19 protein-coding genes and 2 pseudogenes are annotated in these 25,950 nt (G+C 74.0%); 10 read left to right on the top strand and 11 right to left on the bottom strand.

The features are described from left to right. Window positions 1-81: 81 nt before the first annotated feature. Complete coding sequence (locus BN6_RS45760) at window positions 82-285, top strand: hypothetical protein (RefSeq protein ID WP_148302915.1); 204 nt, start codon at window positions 82-84, stop codon at window positions 283-285. Here the strand turns inward: BN6_RS45760 and BN6_RS47420 are convergent. Beyond that, window positions 251-607: a hypothetical protein gene (locus BN6_RS47420; RefSeq protein WP_173430476.1), complete on the bottom strand. Its 357-nt coding sequence runs from the start codon at window positions 605-607 to the stop codon at window positions 251-253. The two genes, BN6_RS45760 and BN6_RS47420, sit on opposite strands and share 35 nt — an antisense overlap. Between BN6_RS47420 and BN6_RS50040 the strand changes: the two are divergent. Beyond that, a pseudogene (locus BN6_RS50040) lies at window positions 525-701 on the top strand (histidine kinase); the annotation flags it as partial. The gene BN6_RS47420 and the pseudogene BN6_RS50040 overlap by 83 nt on opposite strands. Window positions 702-714: 13 nt before the next feature. Next, a complete protein-coding gene (locus tag BN6_RS48850; protein ID WP_231905496.1) occupies window positions 715-1,020 on the top strand; it encodes a hypothetical protein in 306 nt (101 codons plus the stop codon). A 64-nt stretch (window positions 1,021-1,084) separates the two neighbouring features. On the opposite strand, the pseudogene BN6_RS43860 reads toward BN6_RS48850, so the two are convergent. The 9 genes and pseudogenes from BN6_RS43860 to BN6_RS17985 all read right to left on the bottom strand — a co-directional run. Beyond that, window positions 1,085-1,675 (bottom strand): annotated as a pseudogene (locus BN6_RS43860) (response regulator transcription factor); the annotation flags it as partial. 287 nt (window positions 1,676-1,962) lie between these two features. Next, entirely contained in the window at window positions 1,963-2,301 is a 339-nt protein-coding gene (locus tag BN6_RS18020; RefSeq protein WP_158509403.1) for a helix-turn-helix domain-containing protein, read from the bottom strand. A 137-nt stretch (window positions 2,302-2,438) separates the two neighbouring features. After that, window positions 2,439-3,305 carry a helix-turn-helix domain-containing protein gene (locus BN6_RS18015; protein WP_015101124.1) on the bottom strand — a complete coding sequence of 289 codons (867 nt, stop codon included), beginning with the start codon at window positions 3,303-3,305 and terminating at the stop codon, window positions 2,439-2,441. Continuing rightward, window positions 3,306-4,196 carry a transporter substrate-binding domain-containing protein gene (locus BN6_RS18010; RefSeq protein WP_015101123.1) on the bottom strand — a complete coding sequence of 297 codons (891 nt, stop codon included), beginning with the start codon at window positions 4,194-4,196 and terminating at the stop codon, window positions 3,306-3,308. Then, a complete protein-coding gene (locus BN6_RS18005) occupies window positions 4,189-4,980 on the bottom strand; it encodes an amino acid ABC transporter ATP-binding protein (protein WP_015101122.1) in 792 nt (263 codons plus the stop codon). The genes BN6_RS18010 and BN6_RS18005 overlap by 8 nt, the downstream gene beginning before the upstream one ends. Next, on the bottom strand, window positions 4,981-5,781 hold the full coding sequence (locus BN6_RS18000) for an amino acid ABC transporter permease (protein ID WP_015101121.1): 801 nt from the start codon (window positions 5,779-5,781) through the stop codon (window positions 4,981-4,983). It abuts the gene before it with no gap. A 337-nt stretch (window positions 5,782-6,118) separates the two neighbouring features. Next, the gene (locus tag BN6_RS17995) at window positions 6,119-6,730 is read right to left on the bottom strand and encodes a hypothetical protein (RefSeq protein WP_015101120.1); all 612 of its coding nucleotides are present in this window, start codon (window positions 6,728-6,730) and stop codon (window positions 6,119-6,121) included. 57 nt (window positions 6,731-6,787) lie between these two features. Beyond that, on the bottom strand, window positions 6,788-7,945 hold the full coding sequence (locus BN6_RS17990) for an FAD-dependent monooxygenase (RefSeq protein ID WP_015101119.1): 1,158 nt from the start codon (window positions 7,943-7,945) through the stop codon (window positions 6,788-6,790). 52 nt (window positions 7,946-7,997) lie between these two features. Next, on the bottom strand, window positions 7,998-10,967 hold the full coding sequence (locus tag BN6_RS17985) for a BTAD domain-containing putative transcriptional regulator (RefSeq protein ID WP_015101118.1): 2,970 nt from the start codon (window positions 10,965-10,967) through the stop codon (window positions 7,998-8,000). A gap of 91 nt (window positions 10,968-11,058) precedes the next feature. Between BN6_RS17985 and BN6_RS17980 the strand changes: the two genes are divergently transcribed. From BN6_RS17980 to BN6_RS17950, 7 genes are all read left to right on the top strand, one after another. Further along, the gene (locus BN6_RS17980) at window positions 11,059-14,817 is read left to right on the top strand and encodes a WGR and DUF4132 domain-containing protein (RefSeq protein ID WP_015101117.1); all 3,759 of its coding nucleotides are present in this window, start codon (window positions 11,059-11,061) and stop codon (window positions 14,815-14,817) included. Between the two features lie 14 nt (window positions 14,818-14,831). Continuing rightward, window positions 14,832-15,914, top strand: a complete 1,083-nt coding sequence (locus BN6_RS17975; RefSeq protein WP_015101116.1) for an ATP-binding protein — start codon at window positions 14,832-14,834, stop codon at window positions 15,912-15,914. After that, complete coding sequence (locus BN6_RS17970) at window positions 15,914-18,289, top strand: DUF5682 family protein (RefSeq protein WP_041313125.1); 2,376 nt, start codon at window positions 15,914-15,916, stop codon at window positions 18,287-18,289. Before BN6_RS17975 ends, BN6_RS17970 begins: the two co-directional genes overlap by 1 nt. Next, complete coding sequence (locus tag BN6_RS17965; protein ID WP_015101114.1) at window positions 18,286-19,389, top strand: VWA domain-containing protein; 1,104 nt, start codon at window positions 18,286-18,288, stop codon at window positions 19,387-19,389. The genes BN6_RS17970 and BN6_RS17965 overlap by 4 nt, the downstream gene beginning before the upstream one ends. Then, the gene (locus tag BN6_RS17960) at window positions 19,389-21,272 is read left to right on the top strand and encodes an SWIM zinc finger family protein (RefSeq protein ID WP_041313122.1); all 1,884 of its coding nucleotides are present in this window, start codon (window positions 19,389-19,391) and stop codon (window positions 21,270-21,272) included. Before BN6_RS17965 ends, BN6_RS17960 begins: the two co-directional genes overlap by 1 nt. Window positions 21,273-21,683: 411 nt before the next feature. Beyond that, window positions 21,684-24,668 carry an amidohydrolase family protein gene (locus BN6_RS43850; RefSeq protein ID WP_015101112.1) on the top strand — a complete coding sequence of 995 codons (2,985 nt, stop codon included), beginning with the start codon at window positions 21,684-21,686 and terminating at the stop codon, window positions 24,666-24,668. Between the two features lie 45 nt (window positions 24,669-24,713). Continuing rightward, window positions 24,714-25,370, top strand: coding sequence for a hypothetical protein (locus BN6_RS17950; protein WP_015101111.1), 657 nt, complete (start codon window positions 24,714-24,716; stop codon window positions 25,368-25,370). An 82-nt stretch (window positions 25,371-25,452) separates the two neighbouring features. Here BN6_RS17950 and BN6_RS17945 read toward each other — a convergent pair whose 3' ends face one another. Beyond that, the gene (locus BN6_RS17945) at window positions 25,453-25,845 is read right to left on the bottom strand and encodes a peptidase inhibitor family I36 protein (RefSeq protein WP_015101110.1); all 393 of its coding nucleotides are present in this window, start codon (window positions 25,843-25,845) and stop codon (window positions 25,453-25,455) included. Between the last annotated feature and the right edge of the window lie 105 nt (window positions 25,846-25,950).

The following is a 25,950-nucleotide window of genomic DNA, read 5'->3' as shown; positions in this document are numbered from 1 at the left end:
CCCGTCCACGTTCCCAGAGCCGGTGGCCCGCCGACAGTGCGGGAGCCACGTGTCGCGGTCTGAAGAACATCTGCCCGGGATGTGAGGAAAACATGGTTCGGCACGCCGAACAGGCGGACGGCCGGAGCCGTGCTGGTCGGGTTCTTCGCCGCGGCGGCTGTGCACCTGCTCTACCTGACCAGCGACCCGGTGCTGCTGGCCATCGGCATCGGCGGCGCGGCCGGGCTGCCGGCCGTACAGCTCGGGTACTTCAACCGGGCCGACCCGCGCGCCCGGCCCCGCTGAGCCGGACCGCGCTGCTGGTGCAGGCGGCGCTGGTGTACCTGCCGCTGCCGGTGCTCGGCGCGGCGTGGGTGAGCCTGCCCGGGTTCCTGGCCGGGTCGGCGCTGCCGGTGCTGCGGCCGTGGGCGGCGTGGACGACGTTCACCGGGGTGGTGGTCAGCGTCGGCGTGGCGCAGGAGGTGCTCGCCCGCGACCACCTCGACGTGGTGTTCAACGTGGTGGCCACCTTCGTCAACGGGCTGGTGGTGTTCGCGCTGGGCACGTTGTCGCGGCTGGCGGCGGAGGTGCGCCAGACCCGGGACGAGCTGGTCGGGCTGGTGCTCACCGAGGAGCGGCTGCGGTTCGCCCGCGACCTGCACGACCTGCTCGGGCTGAGCCTGTCCGCGATCACCATGAACAGCGAGCTGATCCGGCGGCTGATCCACCGAGGTGGTGGCCGGGGTCGAGCGGGACCTGGGCGAGCTGCCGCTGCCGGTGCGCGGCGTGCTGGCGGCGATCGTGCACCACCGGGCGGCGCGGCTGCCCGAGGACGTGGACTACCGGTGCCAGGTCAGCGTGCAGCGGCGGGACGCGGGCGCGGTCGTCTCGGTCACCGACCGGCACGACGGGCTGGACGCCGGGCCCCGCCTGCGCGCCCGGCGGGCCGAGCTGGGCGTGGACCTGGTGGTGCGGCCGCTGCCGGCCGGGCGCACCCGGCTGACCGCGGTGATCGCGGACACCCGGGAAGTCCGGTGGTGACCGGCGGCCCCCGCGAGGCCCCGGACACCGGCTTCCCCGCCGATTCGACTTCGGGAATCCGCTGGAGCCGGCCCGATTCCTTCGCGATGCGGATCGCGTCCACCCGATTGCGCGCCTGGAACTTCGTGACGATCGTGGTGAGGTAATCGCGCACGGTCCCCGCCGACAGGTAGAGCCGGGCCGCGATCTCGGTCGGGTTCGCGCCCGCCGCGGCCAGCCGCGGCACCTCGATCTCCCGACTGGTCAGCGGGCAGTCCGCGGGATCCCAGGCGGACAGCGCGAGTTCCGCGTCGACCACCCGGCGGCCCGCCGCGACCCCGCGCACGGCGTTGGCCAGCCGGTCGGCCGGGGCGTCCTCAAGGATGAACCCGCCGACCTTCGCAGCCAGCGCGCGGCGCAGCGTGCCGGGCCGGTTGAGGCTGGTCAGGATGAGGGTGCGGCAGTCGGGCAGGTGCTCGTGGATCTCCCCCGCGGCGGGCAGGATGGCGTCACCGGAGGCGACTTCGGCCACCACCTCGATATCGGGTTCGAGGGTGAGCAGGGCGACGAGTGCGCCCCGGACCATGTGCATGTCCTCGGCGAGCAGACTCCGGATCACGGCGGACCTTTCGGGCGGCGCTGTCCTTTTGTCGTACCACCCTTCGATTCCGCGCATGCGCGCTGAACGGACTCAAGCAGCGGGCAGGCCCAGGAGCAGTGCTTTCACCTCCGCCGCCGCCACTCGACCGGGTGACGCGAGCGGCCCTGAGCAGAGCAGCACCGGACCGTCGGGCAGCCGGCCGTGACTGCCCGCACCCGCGAGGGGTCCGTCGACCCGCGCGCAGCAACTCCGCCGGCACGTCGGAGCTCGTGCCGGTCCTACGATCGTCCGGCACGGCGGGATTTCGGCGACAGAGCGCGCGTTTCTCGCGGCCACGGGAGATCCTCACGCGCCGGGCGGACTCAGCCGACGCCCGCCGCGCGCCGGTACTCCCGGGGCGGGCAGCCGTAGGTCTGCCGGAAGACCCGGCTGAAGTAAGAGGAATCCGGCATCCCCCAGCGCGCGCCGACCACGCCGACGCCGACCCCGACGCCGTCGGCGATCAGGTCGCGCCGGCACCGCTCCAGCCGCCGGTCGCGGATCCACCGGGCCACCGTCGTGCCCTCGGTCTCGAACAGCCGGTAGAGCTGGCGGGTCGACACGTGGTTGGCCACCGCGACCTGCTCCGGGGTGAGCTCCGGGTCGGCCAGCCGGGCGTCGATGAACGCCTTGACCCGGCGCAGCAGCACGGGGTCGCTCACGACGCGCGCGAGTGCCGGGGGAAGCCGCCCGCCGGGGCGCGCCGGACCGGGTGCTTCTCGGGTCTGCCTGGCATGTGACGAACTCCTTCGGTGTCGGTGCTCTCCGAAGGTACGAACCGGCGGCGCCGGGCGGACAGTCAACGCTCTCGGGCGAACTGGTACTTTTCTCGGACTTCCCGGCGAAAGTCCCCCGGGCTCGTCCCGGTCTCGCGCTTGAAGAACCGACCGAAGTACGAGGCGTCCTCGAACGCCAGCCGGTGCGCCACCTGGGCGGCGCTGAGCTCGGTGCGGGCCAGCAGCCGCTTGGCCTCCAGCGCCAGCGCGGCCCGGATCACCGCGCCGGGCGTCTTGCCGGTGGCGGCGCGCACCAGGTCGGTCAGGTGGCCCGCGGTCACGCCCACCCGCTCGGCGTAGGCGGTGACCGAGCGCTCGGTGAGCACGTGCTTGTCCACCAGCCGGATGAACTGCCACGCCAGCGACGACACCGGGGCCTCGGGGCGCACCTGGCGCAGCCGTTGCGTGCGCACCAGCAGGATGTGCAGGTACGACTGGAGCATCGTGGCATAGCCGGACCCGCGCACGCGGTACTCGTGCGCCATGTCGGCCAGGATGCCCTCGACCAGTCCTCTGTGGTCGCCGGTCAGCCGCAGCTCGGGGCTGCCGCCCAGGAACGGCGGCGGCACGCCCGGCAGGTCCAGCAGGAACTCCTCGGCGAACACCAGCACCCGGCCGGCGACCTGCTCGGTGTCCTTCCAGAAGTGCACCTGGCCGGGCGCGAGGAAGTACAGCGCGTTGGGCACGATCGGGTACGGCTCGAAGTCCACGACGTGCAGGCCCTCGCCGCCGGTCAGGTACAGGATCTCGTAGAAGTCGTGCCGGTGCGGGAACCGGGCCCGGGTGTAGGCCCCGATCTCGTCGAAGGTCCCGATGGCGAACGGCGACAGGCCGGACGGCACCGGGACCTCGATCTCGTGCAGCGGCAGCGGTTGCCCCGACCGCGCCATTCAGCGGCCCGACGTGGCCAGGTTCAGGCCCGGCTCGGGCAACGGCTCGAGCCCGTAGTTGCCGATGATCCGGTCCAGCGACCCGTCCGCCTTGAGCGCCTTCAACGCGGCCAGCAGCGCGTCACCGAGCTGCTTGTCGTCCTTGCGCAGGTACATTCCCACGTAGGTCGGGGCGAAGTCGGCGGACACGATCGCGATCGGCGCGTTCTGCTCCTTGATCGCGTACTTGGCCTGCTCGGTCACCGCGACCTGGAAATCGGCCTGCCCGGAGCGCAACGCGAGGTCGGCGTCCTGTGCGGTCGGGTACTGGGTCACCTCGACGGCGCCCTTGCCCTTCTTCTGGCAGTCCTGCGAGATCTCCTCGGCGTGCTGCACGTCGGTGGTGCCCCGGATGGTCGCGACCCGCTTGCCGCAGGAGTCCTCCACCGACTTGTACTTGCCCTCGTTGGACTTCGCGGTCACCAGCACGCTGGCCGACCGCATGTAGTCCACGAACAGGCCGACGCGCTGGCGTTCCTCGGTGTCGGACAGGCCGTCGTCGGCCATGTCGAACCGGCCGGCCGTGACACCGGGCAGCAGCGCCTCCCACGCGATGTTCTCGATCTCGTAGCGCAGCCCGAGCTTCGCCGCCACGGCCCGACCCACCTCGGGCGTGATGCCGCCGGTGATGTTGTTGTTCGAATCGGTGAGCAGGTAGGGCAGGTTCGGCAGCGTCGTGCCGACCTTCAGCACGCCCGAGTCCTTGAGGCGTTGCGGAAGCATGTCGTGCAACGCCCGGTCCTCGGCCGGTAGCGGCGCGTCGGACTGCGGTTGCCGCGTCGTCGCACCGGGGTCGCCGCACGCGGCGAGCAGTCCGAGCGCCGCGACGGCGGCCAGCAGGAGTCTAGGCATGGTCGTGTTCCTTCCTGGGGTGGTGTCGGACGTGCGCCAGGAATGCCGCCGTCCGCTCCGATCGCGGGGACAGCAGCACCTGCGCGGCGGGCCCCGACTCGACCACCACGCCGTCGTCCATGAACACCACGGTGTCCGCGACCTCGTGCGCGAACCCGATCTCGTGCGTGACGACGACCATGGTCATGCCCTGCGACGCCAAGTCGCGCATCACCGTCAGCACCTCGCCGACCAGTTCCGGGTCCAGCGCGCTGGTCGGCTCGTCGAACAGCATCACCGAGGGCTTCATGGCCATCGCGCGGGCGATCGCCACCCGTTGCTGCTGGCCGCCGGAGAGCTGCGCGGGCAGCTTGTCGGCGTGCGCGGCCAGGCCGACCCTGGCCAGCAGCTCACGCGCCTCCCGCTCGGCCTCGCGCGGGTCGCGGCCCAGCACCTTGACCGGGCCCAGCGTCACGTTCCGCACCGCCGTGAGGTGGCTGAACAGGTGGAACTGCTGGAACACCATGCCCATCCGGCGCCGGGTGCGCGCGATGTCGCGCTCGGCGCTCTCGTAGAGCCGGCCGTCCCGGTGCTCGTAGCCCACCAGCTCGTCGTCCACCTGCACGAACCCGGCGTCCACCGGCTCCAGGTGGTTCACGCAGCGCAGCAGCGTGCTCTTGCCGCTGCCCGAGGGCCCGAGCACGCAGACCACCTCGCCGGGAGCGACGTCGAGGTCCACGCCGCGCAGCACCACCACGTCCCCGAACGACTTCCGGATACCCCGGATGCGCAGCCCGCCCGCCATCTACGACACCGCCCAACGCTCGAGGAAGCGCTGGCCGACGCTCGCGACCGTGACCAGCACGAGGTACCAGCCGGTCGCCACCAGCAGCAGCGCGATCACCTGGTAGTTCTGCCCGTAGATCTGCTGCGCGCGGGTCATCAGGTCGCCGCCGCCGATCACCGAGACCAGCGACGTGCCCTTGAGGATCAGGATGAACTGGTTGCCCAGCGCGGGCAGGATCACCCGGATCGACTGCGGCAGCACGATCGTCCTGGTCGCCGCCGCCCGGGTCATGCCGATGGTCAGCGCCGCGTCCACCTGGCCGCGCGGCACCGCGAGGAACCCGCCGCGGATGATCTCCGCCAGGTAGGCCGCCTCGTGCAGGCCCAGGCCCAGCAGCGCGGCCAGGAACGGCGTGATCACCTGGTTGGTCGGCGCGAACCCGACCGTGGGGAACAGCAGCGACAGGTTGAACCAGAACACGATCTGGACGACCAGCGGCACACCGCGGAAGAACCACACGTACCCCGACGCGGCGGCCGAGAGCACCGGGTTGCGCGACTGCATCATCAGCGCCAGCGCCGCGCCCAGCACCAGCCCGATGCCGAGCGTGGCGAAGGTCAGCACCAACGTGACGCCGACGCCCTCCATCACCGGCGTCGAGAGGAAGTACTGCCCGATCACCGTCCATTCGAGATTGGGGCTCACCGCGACCGTGTACGCCAGCCAGCCCACCACGGCGACCAACACCGCGCCGAGCACCCACCGGGACACGAACCCGCGGCGGCGCACCACTTCCAGCGTGTGCAGCGTGTCCAGCATCGTCCTCCTCCCCTCCACCGGGTACGAAGGACGGTAGGTGGGGAGGAACGCGGAACCTTGACTCTCCCTGCCAGGCTCACCGACAGGTCCACTGTGGACGGCACCGCCCGGCGGCCCACGAGCGGGTCGTCACCGCTCGACGGAATCCTCGTCGGGTCGGGACCACCCGCGTGTCCGGCCCGAGGCGGTGATCGCGGACGAGACGTACTCGCACGAGGCGACCACCGGCCTCCGACACCGAACCTACAAGCGTCGCAACGTGGTCGAGCCTTGTTCCAACCGGCTCAGGTTCCGCGGCCTGGCCGCCAGCCACGCCGAACGCGCGTGCAGGCAGTGCCTAGGCGCGGAACCGGCGCGCGGCGGCCGTGCCCGCTGCCACGTCCCAGCTGCGCCCCACCACGGCCGCCACCTGCTCCTCGGTGACGTCCGCGTCGGCCGCGACCAGCGCGGCCACCGCCGCCGGGTCGGCCACGCCGTCCGGCGCGTCCCGGGTGAACTCCACGATCAGCTCGCGGCAGCGCAGGTCGTCGGCGGCGGGCAGGTTGACCGAGTCGAACCCGTCGTCCAGGTCGTACGGGGCACGCAGCCAGCCGCCGTCCTCGAAGCCGTACACGAAACCGACCCACGCGCCGGTGGCCAGGGTCGTGCGGACCGGGCCCGCCCACCACTGCGGCGCGCCCGCCAGCAGGTCGGTCTCGGGCTCCTCGAAGTACTGGGCGGAGGTCGCGTAGTAGGTCTCGGAGTACTCGTGGTCGTGGCCGAGCAGCACCGCCCGGTCCCCGATCAGGTGCAGGTCCGCCCAGTTGCCGCCGCCGTCGTCGTAGTGCCAGACCGGCCCGTCGGCGTGGCAGTTGTCGCCCCACCCGCGCGCCGCGCACACCGCGGCGAACGCCGCCCACCGCCCCCGCATCCGCCGGGGGTCGGGCAGTTCCACCTCGACCAGCGCCACCACGTCCTCCTCGAATCCCGGCTCGACCCGCCGGCCGAAGCGTAACCGCCGGGCGGTTCAGGCCCGGACCGGCAGCGGGTAGGGCGGGAGGCCGGGGTCGGTGGCCATCCGGTCGCTCATCCTCAGCATCACCCGCATCATCAGCCGCGAGTTGAACATCCCGTTGCGCATCCGGATCCGGAACGCGGTGCCGGGCGCCAGGAACGGCCCGGCGTTGGCCTTGCGGGTGACCTTGGTCAGGCCGCGCAGCCGCTCCTCGTACCGGGCGAACGCCACCCGGTGGTCGCCGTCCGCCGCCGCGAGTTCGCCCGCGAGCACGTACGCGCCGACGATCGCCAGGCCGCTGCCGAACCCACCGAGCGTGTTGCCGTACCCGGCGTCGCCGAGCAACGCCACCCGGCCCTTGGCGTAGGTCGTGGTCTCCACCCGGCAGATCGCGTCGACGTACACGGACGTGGCGTCACCGATAGAGGCCATCAGCTCGGGCAGCCGCCACCCGCCACCCCGGTAGTGCTCGCGCAGGATCTCCCGCTGCGCGGCCACGTCGTACCTGTCGTAGGTCAGCTCGTCGGCGGCGAACACGAAGAACGCCGGCGCCTTCGAACCGCCGACCGCGACCATCCGGCCGGGCTCGTTGTACATCAGCGCCTCGTCACCGAGATCACCCAGGTCCACCAACGCGTAGTAGTGGCCCAGGTGCCGCACGTGGTCGCGTTCCGGGCCGAACGCCAGCCGCCGCACCGCCGAATGGATCCCGTCCGCGCCCACGACCAGGTCGAACGTCCGAGGCGCGGCCTGTTCGAAGGTGACGTGCACGCCGTCGGGGGTCTCGGTGAGCGAGGTGACCGCGTCGCCGAACACGTACTCGCAGGCGTCGGTGGTCCGCTCGTGCAGCAGGGCCGCCAGGTCACCGCGCCGGATCTCGATCGCGCCGCCGGTGAACTCGCCGGGCAGCACCGCGAGCCGGCGGCCGGCACCGTCCACGATGGTCTGGTCGATGCCCCCGGTCTGCCGGGCCTTGATGTCGTCGAGCAGGCCCATCAGCGTCAGCACCCGCTCGTGGGTGGGGCCCTTGAAGTCGACGGCCTGCCCGCCGGGGCGCGGCGCGGACGCCTTCTCCACGACCGTGACCGTGCAGCCGAGCCGGTGCAGCCAGTGGGCCAGGGCGGGGCCACCGATGCCCGCGCCGGAGATGAGGACCGTGGTGTTCTTCATGCCTCGGAGCTTCGGCGGGGCCGTTGACAGTCCGTCGACACTGCGCTGACAGTCACGCACCGACCGTCGTCAACGCCTGGTTGCGGCTCATCGCCGCACCGCGCGCGTAGGCAGCGGCGAACGCCTCCGCGCCGATCTCCGCGCGTGCGGCGTCCGCGACCCGTGCCACGTCCGGATCCCCCACGCGGGCCGTGCCGCGCAACGCGACCGCGACGCCGAGCAGCAGCGCCGCGCGTCCGGCCGGTTCGACCTCGGCCCGGCCTTCGACGGCGGCGGCGAACTCGGCCCCCAGCATCGGCGACCGTGCGGCGCGCAGCGCCCGTGAATGCAGTTCTGCCTTCTCGTCCGGGTCGTCGGCGAGCCGGGCCAGGGCGGTCCAGGTCCGGGCGGTCCGCCACGCCCCGCCCTCGTCGGCGGCCAGGGCAGCGGCCAGCAGGCCGGCGGCGGCGTCCCGGTCACCGGTCAGCCGGGCCACCTCGCCCAGCCCGAGCAGCGACTCGGCGGCGGGCCGGCCGAACAGCGCCGCCGCCCGGCCGAACTCGGCGCGCGCGCCGTCCGGGTCGCCCTGCCGCAGCAGGCAGCGGCCCCGGTGGCAGAGCAGCTCGGCGCACTCCTCGGTGGTGCCCAGCAGCTCGTACATGGCCAACGCCTCGGCCCACCGGTCGTGGGCCAACGACCACTCGCCGCGCCAGCTCGCGTCCTGCGCCAACCAGTCCAACGACTGCGCGGCGCCCCACCGCTCGCCGAGCGCCCGGAACGCCGCCAACGCCTTGAGCATCCCGCGCTCGCCCTCGGCCGCACCACGGTCCAGCACCGCGATCAACGCCTCGCTGAACAAGCCCAGCGCGAGGTTCCACGGGTCGTCCCCGAGCAGCCCACCGGGATCGGCGTGCGGGTTCTCGGGCGGCCCGGCGACCATGCCCCACAACGCCACGCCGAACGGGTACCGCAGCCGGCCCAGGCCACCCGACTCCACGATCCGGCGGGCCCGCTCCCAGTGGTCGGCCGCCGGACGCGGCCAGGCGTGGACCACGCAGCTCACGTACTCCTCGGCCAGGCCGTCGGGTATCTCGCCGACCAGCAGCGCCGCGGCGACCTCGCCCGCCTGCGCCCGCCGCCCGCCCAGCCACCAGTACGCCGCCAGCGCCGCGACCAACCGCATGCCCGTCTCACGGTCCGCGTGCCGCAGCGCCGTCATCAAGTTGTCGTGCTCGGCCGACAGGCGCGCCAGCCACGTCAACTGCTCCGCGCCACGCAAGTGGGGATCGGCGCGTTGGGCCAACGCGAGGTAGTAGGCCGCGTGGGCGCGCCTTACGTCCCGTTCCTCGGTCTCATCGAGGTGTTGCGCGCAGAACAGCCGGATCGTCTCGGACATCCGGTAGCGACCGTCCACCACGGTCACCAGCGACCGGTCCACGAGGTCGGCCAGCACCTCGTCCGCGTCCTCGACCCCGCACACCTCCTCGACGGCAGCCAGTGACGCGCCCGCGAACACCGAGAACCGGCGCGCCAGCACGCGCTCGCGGTCACCGAGCAGGTCCCAGCTCCAAGCGACGACGGCGTGCAGCGTGCGATGCCGTTCGGCGGCCGTGCGATCACCCCGGGACAGCAGCCGGAACCGGCCGTGGCCGGCCAACCGCCCGGCGATCTCGGCGACGCCGAACTGGCGCAGCCGCGCGGCGGCCAGCTCGATCGCCAGCGGGAGGCCGTCCACCGCGGCACAGATCGCCACCACCGCGTCGGCGTTGTCGGCGTCCACCACGAACCCCGGCCGCACGGCCGCCGCCCTGTCCGCGAACAGCCGCACCGCCGGGTCGTCGGCGGTCGACGCGGCCAGCGGTTCCAACGAGAGCAGCGTCTCGCCGGTCAGTCCCAGCGGCTCACGGCTGGTCGCCAGCACGCGCAGCCGCGCGCAGCGGGCGAGCAGGGTGTGGGCCAGCGCGGCGACCGCGCCCACCACGTGCTCGCAGTTGTCCAGCACCAGCAACAGGTCCTGGTCGAACGCGGCGACCAGGCGGTCCACCGGGTCCGTCCGGCCGGGTCGCGATCCCGGCTCGCGCAGGCCGGACGCCGCCAGCACGGCCAAGGGCACGGCGTCGGGCGAGTCCACGTTCGACAGGTCCGCGAAGCACGCCGCGCCGCCCGCGCGGGTGGCGAACTCGACCGCCAGCCGGGTCTTGCCGGTGCCGCCGGGGCCGAACACGGTGACCAGCCGGGCTTCGGTGCCCGCGAGCCGGTCCAGTTCGGCATCCCGCCCGACGAAGCTGGTCAGTCGCGCGGGCAGGCCACGACGGGTGCGGGGTTCCTCCGCGCGCAACACGGCGAGGTGGGCGGCGGCCAGGCCCGGTGCGGGGTCCGCGCCCAGTTCGTCGGCCAACAGTCGCCGTGCGTCCTCGAACTCCGCAAGGGCTTCCGCCGTGCGCCCCTCCTCGTGCAGAGCGCGCACCAACTGCTCACGGAACCTCTCGCGCAACGGGTGCGCGGCGACCAACGCGCGCAGCCTGGCGACCTGGGTTCCGTCCGGTGACGCCAGTTCGGCGTCCACCAGGTCCTCCGTCGCCACGAGGCGAAGTTCCTCGAACCGCGCGGCTTGGGCGTCGCCGTGCGGCAGGTCCACCAACGCCGCCCCGCGCCACAGGCCGAGCGCCTCGCGCAGGACCTCGGCCGCGTCGGTGAGCCGTCCGGCGGCCAGCAACGCCCGGCCGTCGCGGGCAAGGCGCTCGAAGACGTGCGCGTCGACGTCGTCCGGGTCGACCGCGATCCGGTAGCCGTTGCCGGAGAACTCGACCAGCCCGCCCGGCAGCGCCCGGCGCAGCCGCGACACCTGCGCCTGCACCGCGTTCCCGGCCTGGGCGGGCGGATCGTCGCCGTACTGGCCCTCGACCAGCCGGTCCAGGCTGACCACCCGGCCCGGCGTCAGCAGGAGCAGCACCAGGACGGCACGGGGCCGTGGCCCGCCGACCGGGACCACCGCCCCGTCCGCCGACCGGACCTGCACCGGGCCGAGCACGCCGAATCGCACGCCGGCGATTGTCCTCCCCGGCTCGCACCCGGCTCTGTCGTACCCCTGCCGTAATGTCCGCCGTGATCGGATCACGAGGGGAGCTGAGGACGTGCGCAGGTGGGAACTCGTCGGTGACGGGTCCGCGAAGTTCTGGGAGATCGGACAGGCCGGTGCGACCGTCACCGTCCGGTTCGGACGGATCGGCACGGCGGGTCAGACCAAGGTCAAGGACCTGGCGTCGGAGGCCGCCGCGACCGCGCACGTCACCAAGCTGGTCGCGGAGAAGGAGCGCAAGGGCTACGCCGAACCCGCCGCGGCACCGTCCACAACAGCCGCCGTTGCCGCCGGTTCACCCGCGGTTCCGGCAGGGGCAACCGACGCCACGCCCGTTGCGGCCGTCGTGCCCGGATCCGCAGCGCCTTCGGCCGGCTCGCCCGACCCGGCGACGTCCGCCGCCGTCGTGCCCGCCGCCGATGCGTCCGCCGCCGATGCGTCCTCGGTCGTCGTGTCCTCGGTCGTGTCCTCGGTCGTGTCGGAGGGCCGGAGTTCCGGTGTCGCGACAGCCGACTCCGCTGCACCGGAGGTGATCGAGCCGTCACCGGCCGTCGAGATCGACGAGGACGCACTGGTCTTCCCCGATCGCTGGCGCGCGAGCGTGTTCCCCCGGCGCGGCGGCCGCCTGCCGTCGACGGTGAAGCCCGCGCCCAAGGCCGCCGGGCACCTGCGCGCCTCCCTGGCCGCCAAGCCGGAGATGGTCCGCGCGATGCTGGCGGACCGCAAGACCGAGCCGGCGCTGGCCGAACTGCTGACCGAGTACCTCGACGGCCGGGTCAGCCCGCTGGGCGCGGCGATCGCCGTCGCGGCCCAGGCGCACGTGCACGGCGGGAGCCCCGCCGACGAGGGCCGGCTGGTCGCCGACGACCTGGTGCTCTCGCACGGCCTGCCGTTCGCCGCCGAGGTGGCCGTCTCGCTCGGCCTGGTGCGCGCCGAGTGGCGCACCAGGCTGGGTGACGACTTCCGCTCGCTGCTGTTCACCTCCCGCCGGCACGTGCTCGACCACGACGACACGCCCGTGGTCGACCGGCTGCGCCGGCTGATCGCGGCGGGCGACGAGGAGGCGGCGGTCGGCGCGGCCGTCGCCGCCCTGCGCACCACCACGGTGACCAGGATGATCGCCTCGTTCCTGGTGCCGTCCCGGGTCGACTGGGTGGACGAGGTGCTGGCCGAGGTCACGGGCAATCGGGACTGGGCGTCCTACCGGATGCTGGTCTGCTCGGCGAGCACCGAGGAGCACCTGGCCGTCATCACCGAGCACGACCAGCTGGCGAAGGAACTGCGCAAGCCGGCCGTGCTGCGCACGCTGGTGGACGCCCTCGGCCCCGCGGTCGCCCCGACCCTGGCCGAGCTGCTCGACCAGACCGAGTCCTACGATCGCGACTACCGCAAGCTGCTGCTGGAGACGCTGGCCGTGCTGCCCTCCGACGCGGCGTTCGACCTGCTCGTCGACCGCGTCGACCGGCCCGACGTCGAGTCCGCGTTGATCGGGACCGCCAAGCGGTTCCCGCGCCGGGCCCTGCGCGGGCTCGCCGCGCGTGCCGGCCGACCGGCGCTCAAGCACCTGCTGTACGGCCACGTCATCGCCCACCCCGGGCTGGTGGCGGAGCTGCCCGAGGAGCTGCGCGCCGCCGTCGCCGAGGTCGAGTCCGAGTACCGGGAGGTCGCCGAGATCGGCCCGGAGGGCCTGCCGGAGCTGCTGGTGACCCCGCCGTGGACGCTGGCCCGCACCGCCGCGCAGCCGGTCGTGGTGCCGGGGCTGGAGGTGCCGGCCGACGGCGCGGTGGAGTGGCTGCCGGGCGAGCACGAGGAGTGGCTGGCCACCAAGGAGACCAGGTTCACCCACAACGGCGGGGCGTGGCACAAGCTCGCCGACGCGCTGCGCCAGAACAAGCTGAGCTGGCACCAGGAACTGGCGCTGGTCGTGCACGGCCCGGAAGACCTGGTGCGCCCGCTGCTGCCCGAGTGGCGGGCCGACTACGTCTGGGAGTTCGAGAACTGCGGCCGGATCCTGGTCTCCCGCTACGGCCTCGACGCCCTGCCGGCCGTCCTGCACGCGGTGAAGGGCAACCCGACCCCCGGCCACGCGGAGTTGTTGATGCCGTTCGCCGAGCAGCGGGTCGCCCACCTGATGGCGGACTGGCTGCGCCTCAAAACCGTGCGCCCGGTGGCGTCGGCGTGGTTGCGCCGGCACGCCGACGACGCCGCCCGCTACCTGGCCCCGACCGCCGTGGGCGCGACCGGTCCGGCCCGCCGGGCGGCCGAGGCGGGGCTGCGGGTGATCCCGGAGCAGGCGCTCGCGGCGGCCGCCGCGTACGGCCCGGAGGCGGCGGCCGCGATCGACGCGCTGGTCTCGCTCGACCCGCTGCACGTGCTGCCGGCGAAGCTCCCGGTGCCCGGCAAGTGGGCCGACGCGAACCTGCTGCCGCAGGTCCTGGTGGCCGGCCGGCAGCGGGCGCTGCCGCGCACGGCGTCCGCGCACGTGGTGATGATGCTGGCGCTGTCCCAGCCGGACGCCCCGTACGCGGGGCTCGACGTGGTGCGCGAGCTGTGCGACCGCCAGTCGCTGGCCGATTTCGCGTGGGCGGCGTTCGAGCGCTGGCGCTCGGTCGGGATGCCCGCCAAGGACGGCTGGGCGCTGACCGCGCTGGCCCTGCTCGGCGACGACGACGCCGCCCGGGGGCTGGCCCCGCTGATCAAGGCGTGGCCCGGCGAGGCGGGGCACGCCCGCGCCGTGGCCGGGCTGGACGTGCTGGCCGCGATCGGCACCGACGCGGCGCTGATCCAGCTCAACGGCATCGCGCTGAAGTCGAAGTTCAAGGGCCTCAAGCAGCGCGCGCAGGAGAAGATCGCCGCGGTCGCCGCCGGGCGCGGGCTCGGCGCCGAGCAGCTGGCCGACCGGCTGGTGCCGGACTTCGGGCTGGACGACGCCGCGACGCTGACCGTCGACTACGGGCCGCGCCGGTTCCTGGTGGGGTTCGACGAGCAGCTCAAGCCGTACGTGGCGGACGCGGACGGCAAGCGCCGCAAGGACCTGCCGAAGCCCGGCGCGAAGGACGACCCGGAGCTGGCCCCGGCCGAGCACAAGCGGTTCGCGGCGCTCAAGAAGGACGTGCGGTCGGTCGCGAGCGACCAGATCGGCCGGCTGGAGACCGCGATGGTGATGGACCGGCGCTGGTCGGCGGCGGAGTTCCGGGAGCTGTTCGCCGGGCACCCGCTGCTGTGGCACGTCGTGCGCCGGCTGGTGTGGACCACCTCGACCGGGCAGAGCTTCCGGCTGGCCGAGGACCGCACCCCGGCCACCGTCGAGGACGACGCGTTCACCCTGCCCGACGACGCCGAGGTGGCCATCGCGCACCCGCTGCGCCTGGGCGCGGAGCTGGCCGCGTGGTCGGAGGTGTTCGCCGACTACGAGATCCTCCAGCCGTTCCCGCAGCTCGGCCGGCCGGTGCACCGGTTCACCGACCAGGAGCGCACCTCGTCCCGGCTGGAGCGGTTCGAGAACGTGCCGATCCCGGTCGGCCGGCTGCTCGGGCTCACCAAGCACGGGTGGCGGCGCGGGACGCCGATGGACGGCGGCGTGGAGTGCTGGATGCTGCGGCCGCTGCCCGGCGGCGGGACCGTGGTGGCCAACCTCGACCCGGGCATCGCGGTCGGCGTGGTCGACATGTTCCCGGAGCAGAAGCTGTCCGGGATCTGGGTCGACGACGGCGACGGCGGCGACTGGAGCCCGCGCGGCAGCCGCAGGTTCGGCGAGCTCGACCCGGTGACCGCGTCCGAACTGCTCGCCGAACTGACCTCGCTGACCAGCTGAGCCCGGAGAACCCCATGGCCGACAACGCACACCTGCAACGACCGCCCGCCGAGGTGCGGTTCGCCGACGAGCTGGCCCGGCTGCGCGACACCGACCGCGCGCACCGCCCGCCGGGCTGGGCGCTGAGCCTGGAGGCCGCGCGCCGGTTCATCGTCGGCGACGAGGCCGCCGGCATCAGCCGCAAGTTCGTCGGCGACCCGTCGCTGATCGACCGGTCGCTGGTGACCCTGGCGACCAGCCGGGGGCTGATGCTGGTCGGCGAGCCCGGCACGGCCAAGTCGCTGCTGTCCGAGCTGATCGCGGCGGCCGTGTGCGGCGAGTCGACGCTGACCATCCAGGGCGGCGCGGCGACCACCGAGGACCAGGTCAAGTACTCGTGGAACTACGCCCTGCTGGTCGCCGAGGGCCCGACACCCCGGTCACTGGTGCCCGCGCCGATGCTGCGCGGCATGGCCGAGGGCAAGGTGGTCCGGTTCGAGGAGATCACCCGCTGCCCGCTGGAGGTGCAGGACTGCATGCTGTCGCTGCTGTCCGAACGGGTGGTGGCGGTCCCGGAGCTGCCGGGCGCGGACGGCATGGTGTTCGCCCGCGACGGCTTCAACGTCATCGCCACCGCGAACACCCGCGACCGGGGCGTGAACGAGATGAGCGCCGCGCTCAAGCGCCGGTTCAACTTCGAGACCGTGTTCCCGATCGCGGACTTCGGCACCGAGCTGGAGCTGGTGGAGCGGGAGGCGGGGCGGCTGCTGGAGCGCTCCGGGGTGGGCGCGCCGCCGCGCCGCGACGTGCTGGAGGTGCTCGTCCGCACGTTCCGCGACCTGCGCGGCAGCGGGCCGTCGCCGGCCGACCGGCTGTCCACCGTGATGAGCACGGCCGAGGCCGTGTCGGTGGCGCACGCGGTCGGGTTGCGCGGCTGGTACCTGCGGGGCGAGCCGGGCAGCGCGGCCGACGTGGTCGAGTGCCTCGCCGGCACCGCCGCCAAGGACAGCCCCGAGGACCTGGCCCGGCTGCGCCGGTACCTGGAGCAGCAGGTGCCGCGCCGCAAGGGCACGCAGTGGCAGGAGCTGCACCGCGCCCGTCACCGGTTGCCGGGCTGATGGCGGCGACCTTCCTCGGCGTCCGGCACCACAGCCCGGCGTGCGCCCGCCTGGTCCGCGACACCATCGCGGAGCTGCGGCCGGCGCACGTCCTGATCGAGGGCCCGTCCGACGTCAACGAGCGGCTGGACGAGCTGCTGCTGGGCCACGAACTGCCGATCGCGCTGTACACCTACCACCGCGACGGCGAGCGGTCGCACGCCTCGTGGACGCCGTTCTGCGACTACTCGCCGGAGTGGGTGGCGCTCACCGAGGGCCGGGCGGCGGGGGCGCGGGTGCGATTCATCGACCTGCCGGCGTGGCACCCGGCGTTCGCCGACCGCGACAACCGCTACGCCGACGCGGAGGTGCGCTACGCCGAGGCCGTCGACCGGCTGTGCCGGGAGTTCGCGGTGAACAACGTCGACACCCTGTGGGACCACCTGGTCGAGGCGGCCCCGGCGGACGGCCTGGCCGAGCGCCTGGACGCCTACTTCGACCTGGTCCGCGGCGACAGCGCGGCGGCCGAGGACGACCGGGCCCGCGAGGCGTACATGGCCCGCTGGGTCCGCGCCGCCGTGGCCGAGGCCGGCGACCACCCGGTCCTGGTGGTGACCGGCGGCTTCCACACCCCGGCCCTGCGCGCCCTGACAGCCTCGACACCGCCGCTCACCAAGGGCGGCGTCGACCTCCCGGACGGCGATGTCGACTCCCCGACAGACGGTGTCGGCCTTCCGGCGGCAGATATCGGCCTTCCGACAGACGGTGTCGGCTTTCCGGAGGACGGTGTCGACGGCGACGGGTGGCCGGTGGTGCCGAAGATCGCGGACCGCGCCGGGGCGAGTTACCTGGTGCCCTACTCGCACCGGCGGCTGGACTCGTTCACCGGCTACCAGTCCGGGATGCCGTCGCCGGAGTACTACCACTGGCTGTGGACCGACGGTGTCGAAGGCGCGGCGGCCCGGTTGCTCGAATCGGTGGTCCGCCGGCTGCGCGCGCGCAAGGTCGCGGTGTCCACCAGCGACCTGATCGCCGCCCGCGCCCTCGCCGACGGCCTGGCCCGGCTGCGCGGCCACGACCACCCCGCGCGGGTCGACGTGCTCGACGGGCTGACCGGCGCGCTGGTCTCCGAGTACCTCGACCAGCCGCCGCCGTGGACCCGGCGCGGGCCGCTGCTGCCGGGCGCGCACCCGGCCGTCGTGGAGATGGTCGCGGCGCTCAGCGGTGACCGGGTCGGCCGGCTGCACGCCGACACGCCCGCCCCGCCGCTGGTGTCCGCTGTCCAGGCCGAGCTGGCAGCGGCGGGGCTGGACCGGGACGGGGTGCACCGGCTCGACCTCGCGCGCCCCGACGACCTGCACCGCAGCCGCGTGCTGCACCGGCTGCGGGTGCTCGACGTGCCCGGTTTCAGCCGGGAGTCCGGGCCGCGCGGCGGCGGCGACCCGGATCCGGTCGAGTGCTGGCGGATCACGTTCCACGTCCACCGCGACCCGGCCCTGATCGAGGCCGCCGCGCACGGTGCGACGACGCAGGAGGCTGCCGGGGCGAAGCTGGCCGAGCTGGTGCCGGGGGCCGAGCTGCCGACGTTGTCCGCGCTGCTGTTCGACGCGGTGCTGTGCGGGGTGGCGGCGGTCTCCGACCGGGTGCTGGGGATCCTCGCCGACGAGGTCGGCCGGGCGGGCGACCTGGAGTCGCTGGGCCGGGTGCTGGCCGACGTGCTGAGCCTGTGGCGGCACGACCGGCTGCTGGGCGCGGCGGGCGCTCCGGCGCTGGGCGAGGTGGTCGACGCGGCGGTGACCAGGGCGCTGTGGCTGGCCGAGGGCGTGCAGGGCGGTCCGGCTCCGGCCGAGCGCGGGCGGCTGACCGCGCTGGTCGCGCTGCGCGACGCGGTGCGGCACGCGTCCGCCGTCGTCGGGGTCACCGCCGAGAGCGCGGTGGCGGTCACCCGCCGGATCAGCGCGGACCACCGGGTGCCACCGGACCTGCGGGGCGCGGCGTTCGGCTTCGGCTGGTCGCTGGGGTTCCCGGTCGACGCGGTCGACGCGGTGCGCGGGATGGCCGCGCCCGCGACGATGGGCGACTGGCTGGCGGGGCTGTTCGCGCTGGCGCGCGACGAGGTGCTGACCGCCGAGGGCGTGGTGGCGGTGCTGGACGAGGTCGTCGGGGCGCTGGCCGAGGAGGAGTTCCTGGTGGCGCTGCCCGCGTTGCGGCAGGCGTTCGCGTTCTTCCCGCCGGCCGAGCGGGAGGCGATCGCCCGGATGCTGATGGCGCGGCGCGGGGTCGAGGGGTCGGCGCGGGCCCTGCTGCGCACGCCGGTCGACCCGGCGGTGCTCGCGGAGGCGGGGCTGCTGGAGGCGGCGGTGCGGCGGGTGCTGGTGCGGGAGGGGTTGGCGTGAGCGATCTGGAGCGCTGGCGGTTGATCCTGGGCGAACCGGCCGGCCGGCACACCGGTCCGCTGCGGGACGGGGCGCGGGCCCGGGACTCCGCGCTGGACTGGCTCTACGCGCGCGATCCGGACCTGCCCCAGCGCGACGTCCGGCCCGGCGGCACCGAGGACTCGGTGCTGACCACGGTCGACTGGCTCGACGGCATCCACCGGCTGTTCCCGAAGGAGACCGTGGAGCGGCTGGAGCGCGACGCCATGGAGCGGTACGGCATCACCGAGGTGGTGACCGACCCGGCGGTGCTGGAGCGGATCGAGCCGAACGCCGCGCTGCTGCGGGCGGTCCTGCGCACCAAGCACCTGATGAACCCGGACGTGCTGGTGCTCGCGCGGCGGATCGTCGCGGCGGTGGTGGCCGAGCTGATGCGCAAGCTGGCCGGGGAGGTCCGGCGGTCGTTCACCGGCACGAAGGTCCGCCGGCGCGGCAACTTCAAGCAGGCCCGCAACTTCGACTTCCGCGGCACGCTGCGCGCGAACCTCGCGCACTACCAGCCCGACACCAGGCGGGTGGCGATCGAGACCCCGCTGTTCCACTCCCGCACCCGGCGCCACCTCGACCAGTGGCAGCTGGTGCTCGTGGTGGACCAGTCCGGCTCGATGGCGGGCTCGGTGATCCACTCGGCGGTGACGGCGGCGTGCCTGTGGGGCCTGCCGGGCCTCAAGACCCACCTGATCGCGTTCGACACCAACGTGGTCGACCTGACCTCGGACGTCACCGACCCGGTCGAGCTGCTGATGAAGGTGCAGCTCGGCGGCGGCACCAACATCGCGCGGGCGATGGCGTACGCGGCGGGGCTGGTGGAGAACCCGCGCCGGGCGATCGTCGCGGTGGTCACCGACTTCTACGAGGGCGGCGACGAGAGTTGGCTGGTCCGGGTGGTGCGCGGCCTGGTGGAGCAGGGCACGCACGTGCTCGGCCTGGCGGCGCTGGACGAGGACGCGAACCCCGTCTACGACCGGGACCTGGCGCAGCGGCTGGCGAACGTCGGTGCGCAGGTCGGCGCGATGACCCCGGGGCAGTTGGCGGAGTTCGTCGCGGAGAGGCTCGGCTGATGCGCGCGGACCTGCTCGCCCTCACCCCGGACGCGCTGGGCGCGCTGGCCAACCGGGGCCTGGTGAAACGGGCGACCAAAGAGCTCGACGCGGGCACCGGGCCCGAGGTCGAGGTGGCCGGCGACGGCACGGTGACCGGCCGGTTCCCCGACGGCGTGGAGTCGACGCTGCCGCCGGACGTGGCGCTGGACGCGGCCCGCTGCACGTGCGGCGCGCCCGGCGTGTGCCGGCACCGCATCGCGGTCGTGCTGGCCTACCAGCGCACCGGCGAGTCCGCCGCGTTCACCGCGTGGTCGCCGGGCGCGGTCACCGACGAGGCGCTGACCGCGCTGGTCGGCGACCGGGTGCTGGCCGCCGCGCGCCGCGCGCAACGCGCCGGGTACCCGGTGAAGCTGACCCGACCGTCCGCCGAGGACCCGGTGGCGACGGCCGAACTGCCCTCCTGCACGGTCAAGTTCCTGGTGCCCGACGACCTGGGCTACGTGCACACCGACGCGGTCGCGGCGAAGCGCGACGAGGTGCTGGTGCTCGCGGTGTGGGCGTTCCGCGAGGCCGACGAGCGCGGCCTGACCGGGCCCCGGCCCCAGTTCGACGTGGGCGGCGCGCCCGGACCGGCGGCGGACCTCGCGCCCGCGCTCGACCTGGCCGGCCGGCTGTTGCGCGACGGCGCGGTGCACACCACGCCCGTGCTGGACGCGGCGCTGCGCCGGGTGCGGGCCGACCTCGTCGCGGCGGGCCTGCACTGGCCCGCGGCGGCCGTGGACGACCTCGCCGAGCAGATCGACGCCTACCGGCAGCGCAGCGCGCGTCACCACCCGCAGCGGGCGGCCGAGCTGATCACCGAGCTCTACGCCCGGCACCGCGCGACCGGGCGGCGCTCGCAGGTGCTGGGCACCGACGAGGCGGCCGAGACGCCGCTGCGCCGGGTCCGGCTGACCGCGCTGGGCTGCCGGGTGCGCGGCGGCGAGGACGAGCGCACCGCCGAGGTGTTCTTCGCCGACGAGGCGTCGGTGCTGGTGCTGCGGCACCGCTGGCCGGTCGGCGAGGACGAGCACCCGACCGGTCACGACCTGGCGGGCCGCCGGCTGGCCGGCTCCACGCTGGGCGCGCTGGCGGCGTCGACGGTGGTCTCGGAGTCGGCGGCTCGGAGCGCGAGCCGGGTGGTGCGGTTGACGTCGAACCGGGTGTCCCAAACGTCGATCACCCCGGTCGGCCGGTCCTGGGCGCGGCTGCCCGCGACCGTGCTGGAGCAGGACCTGGCCGCGGTCGCCGAGGCGCTGCGCGACCTGCCACCGAGGCTGGTCCGGCCGCGGATCGAGGCCGAGACCGTGCGGGTGGTGCGGATCGGCGAGGTGCGCCGGATCGGCTACGACCCGGGCGCGCAGCGGCTGGACGTCGAGATCGCCGACCCGCACGGCCACCCGGCGACGGTGTCGGCCGTGCACCGGGGCGTCAGCCCGGCGGCGCTGGACGTGCTGGCCACCGCCCTCGCCGACGAGCCGACCCACCTCAGCGGCGCGCTGCGCCGGGTGCGCGGCGGGCTGGTGATCGACCCGATCGCGGTGCTGACGGCCCAGGGCGTCGTCGTGCCGGACCTGGCGGCGGGCGGCGCGGCGACCCTCGACGGCCCCGGCTGGGACCGGCCGGACCCGATCACGGCGGCCGTCGACGACGCCCTGTCCGCCACCGCCGAGGCCGCGCACCGGGGCCTGGACCACCTGCCGGACAGCATCCGCACCCGGCTGTTCGACGCGGTCGCGGGCCTGCGCCGCGTCGGCCTGACCACCGCGGCGGCCACGCTCGACGCCCTGGCCACCACCCCCGACCAGGAAACCTGGCTGACCGCCCAATTCCACCTGCTCACCACCGCCGAACTCCGCTGACCTCATCACCCGCCCGCCTCACCGGGACGCCCACCACACCACCCGCTCGCCCACCACACCCGGGCGCGGTCGGGCGAGGTCATTCCGGCGACTTCGCGCGCCAATGAACTCGCCGACCGTGAACTCGCCTTCGAAATTCATTTATGAGCCATCACCTGGCATTCACGGTGCGTGATGAGCAGAGCCCGAACGGTCGACCCCGGCGGTCAAACGGACTCATTTCGCAATAGCGCACTTTCGCCTCATGACCGGCGTCCGGAGCGGTGGTAAGGTCACCCGCAGCACAACCTCTGCCATTCCTTCCCCCACACCGCCCCATTCCGCCGGAAACACCGGCGGCCTTTTGCCGGGAATTCACGTCCCGCAGGAATGCGATTCCGCTCACCTCCCGCCCGTGCCCAGGAGGTAGTCGTGACCGAACCGCCGCCCACCGACCTCCAGGTGGACTTCCCGTTCGACTACGTGGCCCACGTGAGCGGTGAGCGGCGCATCGGCCGGCTGCCCGCACGGGCGCTGGGCACGCCGGTCGCGGTGATCGGAGCGGGCGGCAGCGGACTGACCGCGGCCTACGAACTGCTGCGGATCGGCTGCCGGCCGATCGTCTACGAGGCGGAGACCTCGGCGGCCGGGCCGGGCGGGCGACGGCTCGGCGGCCGGATGTTCTCGCTGCGGCTGGCACCCGACGACAGCGCCGTGGTGGAACTGGGCTGCATGCGGGTGCCCGACTCCGCCAAGCTGCTGCGCCAGTACACCGACCGGTTCGGGCTGCACTGGCTGCCGTTCCGGGACGACTACGCCGCCGGCACCACGCCGTGGACGGTCCTCGACGTCGACGGCGTCACCCGTGCGGTCCGCGAGATCACCGACCTCTACACCGACGACGACCTGTTCCGGCGAGCGCACACCCGGTGGCGGGCCGCGTTGACCCGGGTGGGCCTCTTCGCCCTCCAGGAGGCGGTGGCCGCGCGTGACCTCGACCGGACCCGCCGGCTCTGGGGCGGGTTGGTGGCGCGCTTCGAGCCCTGGACGTACTACCGCTTCCTGCGCGACCCCGACGGCGCGTCGTTGACCTGGGACGAGGCCCGACTGCTGGGCACGGCGGGCGTCGGCACCGCCGCCTGGGACAGCTTCCACGACCTGGGCGTGCTGGAGGTCTTCCGCCTGCTGCTGGCCACCGAGGGCGGCGGCACGGACTACCTGCGCGAGGGGCTCAGCGCGGTGGCCGAGGCGTTCTGGGCGCACCGCACCACCGGGCCGGACGGCACCCCGACCAGCCTCGCCGAGGTCAACAACGGTGCGCCCAGGCCGGGGGTCACGCTGCTGGAGGTCGGCGAGACGGTCGAAGATGGTGTCGTCGTGCACAGCGAGGACGGCCGGGCGGAGCGCTTCCCGGCGGTCGTGTTCACCCCGCAGCTGCACGTGCTGGAGACCTCGGTCGGGGTCCGCCCGCTGCGTCCCGGCGGTGCCGCGCCGTTCGGCGTCCGGATGCGCCGAGCCATCCGCCGGCTCAGCTACTGGCAGTCCGCCAAGACCGCGCTGGTGACCGACACCCCGTTCTGGGCCGGGACCAGCATGGACGGCGTCACCCTCACCGACCGGCTGCCGCGGGCGGCGTACACGATGGACTACGGCGAACCGGCCGGGCCCGGCGGCCGGCGCGCCGTGCTGGTGCTGAGCTTCACCTGGGCCAAGGACGCCATGAAGATCGCACCGTCCACGTTGGACGAACGGGTCGCGGTGCTCACCCGTGAGCTCGGCCGGGTGCACCCCGACCTGGCCGAGGAGCTGGGCCGGCAGGTGGCCGACGGGAGCACCTGCACGATCTCCTGGGAGCTGGAGCGCAACTTCCGGGGCCTGTGCCGGTTCTCCCGGCCCGGCGAGCACCGCTACCAGTGGGACCTGTTCGCGCACTTCATGAAGGACTTCGCGGGCGAGCCCGCGATACCGGGCGAGGCGCCGAACCCGCTGTTCCTCGCCGGCGACGACACCTCGTGGTCGGCCGGCTGGCTCGACCACGCGCTGTCCTCCGGTCTCAACGCGGCCTGGGGGGTGCTGCGCTGCCTCGGTGGCCAGACCCTGCCCGACAACCCGGGTCCCGGCGACGTGTGGGGCGACCACCGGTACCGGCCGGTGACCGCGCCCGACCGCCCGCGACCGGCGGTCGAGGTCGGCGACCGCGCGGACGACCGCCGCGACCGGGTCGTCACCGCCGCCCGGCTGTGGGACGGCGAGCGGATGCGCGCGGGCCGGGAGGCCCGGGTGCTGGTCCGGGACGGCCGGGTGGAGGCGGTGGGTGCCGACGTGGCACCGCCGGCCGACGCGGTCGCCGTCGACCTGGCGGGGCACACCCTGCTGCCGGGCCTGATCGACTGCCACGTGCACGTGCTGGACGACGACCTGAACACCGCCCCGGTCGGCACGCAACTGCTGCGGGCGCTGCCCAACCTGCGCGACCTGCTCGCGGCCGGGTTCACCACCGTCCGCGACCTCGGCACCAGCGACTACCCCGCCGGCGTGGACCTGCGCGACGCCGTGGCCGCCGGGCTCGTGGAGGGACCGCGGCTGGTCGTCGCGCCCAACATCCTGTCCGCGAGCGGCGGCCACGGCGACCGGGAGCCCGTCCTCACCAGCCGGTACGGCCTGCGCGTCGGGACGCTGGCCGACGGTGTGCAGCAGGTGGTCGACCGGGTGCGCGCCCAGGCCAGGGCCGGCGCGGACTGGATCAAGTTCGCCGCCGGCGGCGGCTTCCTCTCCCCCGTCGACAACCCCACCGCCGTGACCTACAGCCAGTCGGAGATCGACGCGCTGGTCGCCGCGGCGACCGACCTGGGTCTGCCGTGCGCCGTGCACGCGCTAAACGACGAGGCGGTCCGCCGGTCCGTGCGGGCGGGTGTGCGCTCGGTCGAGCACGCCAACCTGGCGACTCCCGAGACCTTCGCCCTGCTCGCCCGACAAGGGGTGTTCCTGGTGCCCACCCTGCACGCCGTGTTCCGCTACGTCGACCGGCTCGACGACGACGAGTTCTGGGCCGGGCAGCCCGACTACCGCCGGGCCAAGTTCCGCGCCCTGGCCGAGCCGATGCGGGCCGCCGCGAGCCACCTGGCGGACAGCGAGGTCACGCTCGTCTTCGGCACCGACGCCTGCCCGGTGCCCTACCGCGAGACGTGGCGCGAGTTCACCGCCATGACCCGGGTCGGCATCAGCCCCGGGCGCGCGCTCGCCGCGGCCACCGGTGCCGCCGCCGACCTGCTGCGCCGACCGGACCTCGGCCGGGTGCGGCCGGGAGCCGTCGCGGACCTGGTCGCCGTGCCCGGCGACCCGCTGGCCGACATCGCGGTCATGGGCGAGGTCGACTTCGTGATGCGGGCGGGCGCGGTCCGCACAGCGCGGCCCTGACACCCCACAACCCAGATCCCACCGGACCACAGGAGGCGAAACACCGTGGCGAACGCCACCGAGCTCATCGAACAGCACCAGTCCCGACTGCCGATCCGCGACCAGGTCGACACCAACGGGTTCCTCGCCGCCGCACGGGCCGGCGAGGTCCGCCCGGAGCAGCTGCGCCGCTTCGTGGCGGGCGAGTTCCTGACCCAGGACGCCGAGATGTCCAAGTACGGCAACCTCATCCTCCGCCACCGGCACGAGGTCCCGGCCGCGGTCTTCGCCCACTTGGCGGTCCTGTTCACCGCGCAACGCCGGCTGCTGGCCGACATGGCCGCCGCCGACGTGGGGCTGGACCCCGAGCAGCTGCGCGCCGCCGACCAGCCGCCGGCGGTGCAGGCGTTCAGCCTGAACGAGACGTGGGTGGGCGTCCACGCGGGCCCGGCCGAGGCCGCGCTCGCCGTGCACACCGACTTCCAGCTGTTCGCCCCGGTCGCCACCGAGCTGGTCGACGCGCTGGGCAAGCTCTCCGACGTGCCCGGCTCGGTGGTGACCTACCTGGAGAACTACGCCGAAGAACCCGCGGTGCTGCGGGAACGGCTGGTCGAGGTCGTCGAGCACGGCCTGGCCGGCGGCGAGCCGGAGAAGTGGCTCACCCGCAGTGCCGAGAACGTCCCGGAACTGCTGACCGACTACTGGCGCTACGTCACCGGCTGATCGCGACGCGGCCACCGGCGCTCGCGTGACGCCGTCGCCGGCACCGGGAGCGGTGTCGGCGACGGCGTTGCGGCGCTCGGGGTCAGGGGATGGAGATGCACCACACCTGGGAGCCCATCGGCGCTCCGCCCGCGTAGTCGCTGTGCTGGCCGGGTGCCAGCTTGAACCAGCTGCCCTTGCAGCCCTTCTGGCGGTAGAAGGTGATGAACTTGTCGGTCCGGTTGTACACCGACCGCCCGGCCCACGGCAGGTCGTACTTGCCCGACGCGCTCTGGTGTTTCACCCACTGGTTCCCCTGGCCCTTGGGCTGGGAGTAGGCGCAGACGTGCTTGTTCGGACAGTTCTCGTACCCGCGCTCCTGGGAGATCTCGGCGACCGGGCCGGGATCGGACTGCGCGTGGGCGGCCGGCGCGAGCACCGCGGCCAGGGCCGCCACGGGTAGGACGAGGGCCATGCGGACAGCGTTGCGGAACATCGGAAGATCCTTTCCCTTGCTGCGAAACGGATTCCGGGCGAGGTCCCCCGCCCACCGCCGGCCTACCCGCAGTGGCCCGCCGGTGCCCGGCGGTCCCGGTCCCGA

The sequence above is a fragment of the Saccharothrix espanaensis DSM 44229 genome, assembly GCF_000328705.1.
Lineage (GTDB): Bacteria > Actinomycetota > Actinomycetes > Mycobacteriales > Pseudonocardiaceae > Actinosynnema > Actinosynnema espanaense.
The sequence above is the reverse complement of the archived record's forward strand: the minus strand, read 5'-3'. Positions and strand labels throughout refer to the sequence as shown.

Coding starts and splice junctions, on each gene's coding strand:
- BN6_RS18015 (WP_015101124.1), bottom strand. CDS start 3,305: ATGGCGCGGTCGGGGCAACCGCTGCCGCTGCACGAGATCGAGGTCCCG.
- BN6_RS18010 (WP_015101123.1), bottom strand. CDS start 4,196: ATGCCTAGACTCCTGCTGGCCGCCGTCGCGGCGCTCGGACTGCTCGCC.
- BN6_RS18005 (WP_015101122.1), bottom strand. CDS start 4,980: ATGGCGGGCGGGCTGCGCATCCGGGGTATCCGGAAGTCGTTCGGGGAC.
- BN6_RS18000 (WP_015101121.1), bottom strand. CDS start 5,781: ATGCTGGACACGCTGCACACGCTGGAAGTGGTGCGCCGCCGCGGGTTC.
- BN6_RS17990 (WP_015101119.1), bottom strand. CDS start 7,945: ATGAAGAACACCACGGTCCTCATCTCCGGCGCGGGCATCGGTGGCCCC.
- BN6_RS17975 (WP_015101116.1), top strand. CDS start 14,832: ATGGCCGACAACGCACACCTGCAACGACCGCCCGCCGAGGTGCGGTTC.
- BN6_RS17970 (WP_041313125.1), top strand. CDS start 15,914: ATGGCGGCGACCTTCCTCGGCGTCCGGCACCACAGCCCGGCGTGCGCC.
- BN6_RS17960 (WP_041313122.1), top strand. CDS start 19,389: ATGCGCGCGGACCTGCTCGCCCTCACCCCGGACGCGCTGGGCGCGCTG.
- BN6_RS17945 (WP_015101110.1), bottom strand. CDS start 25,845: ATGTTCCGCAACGCTGTCCGCATGGCCCTCGTCCTACCCGTGGCGGCC.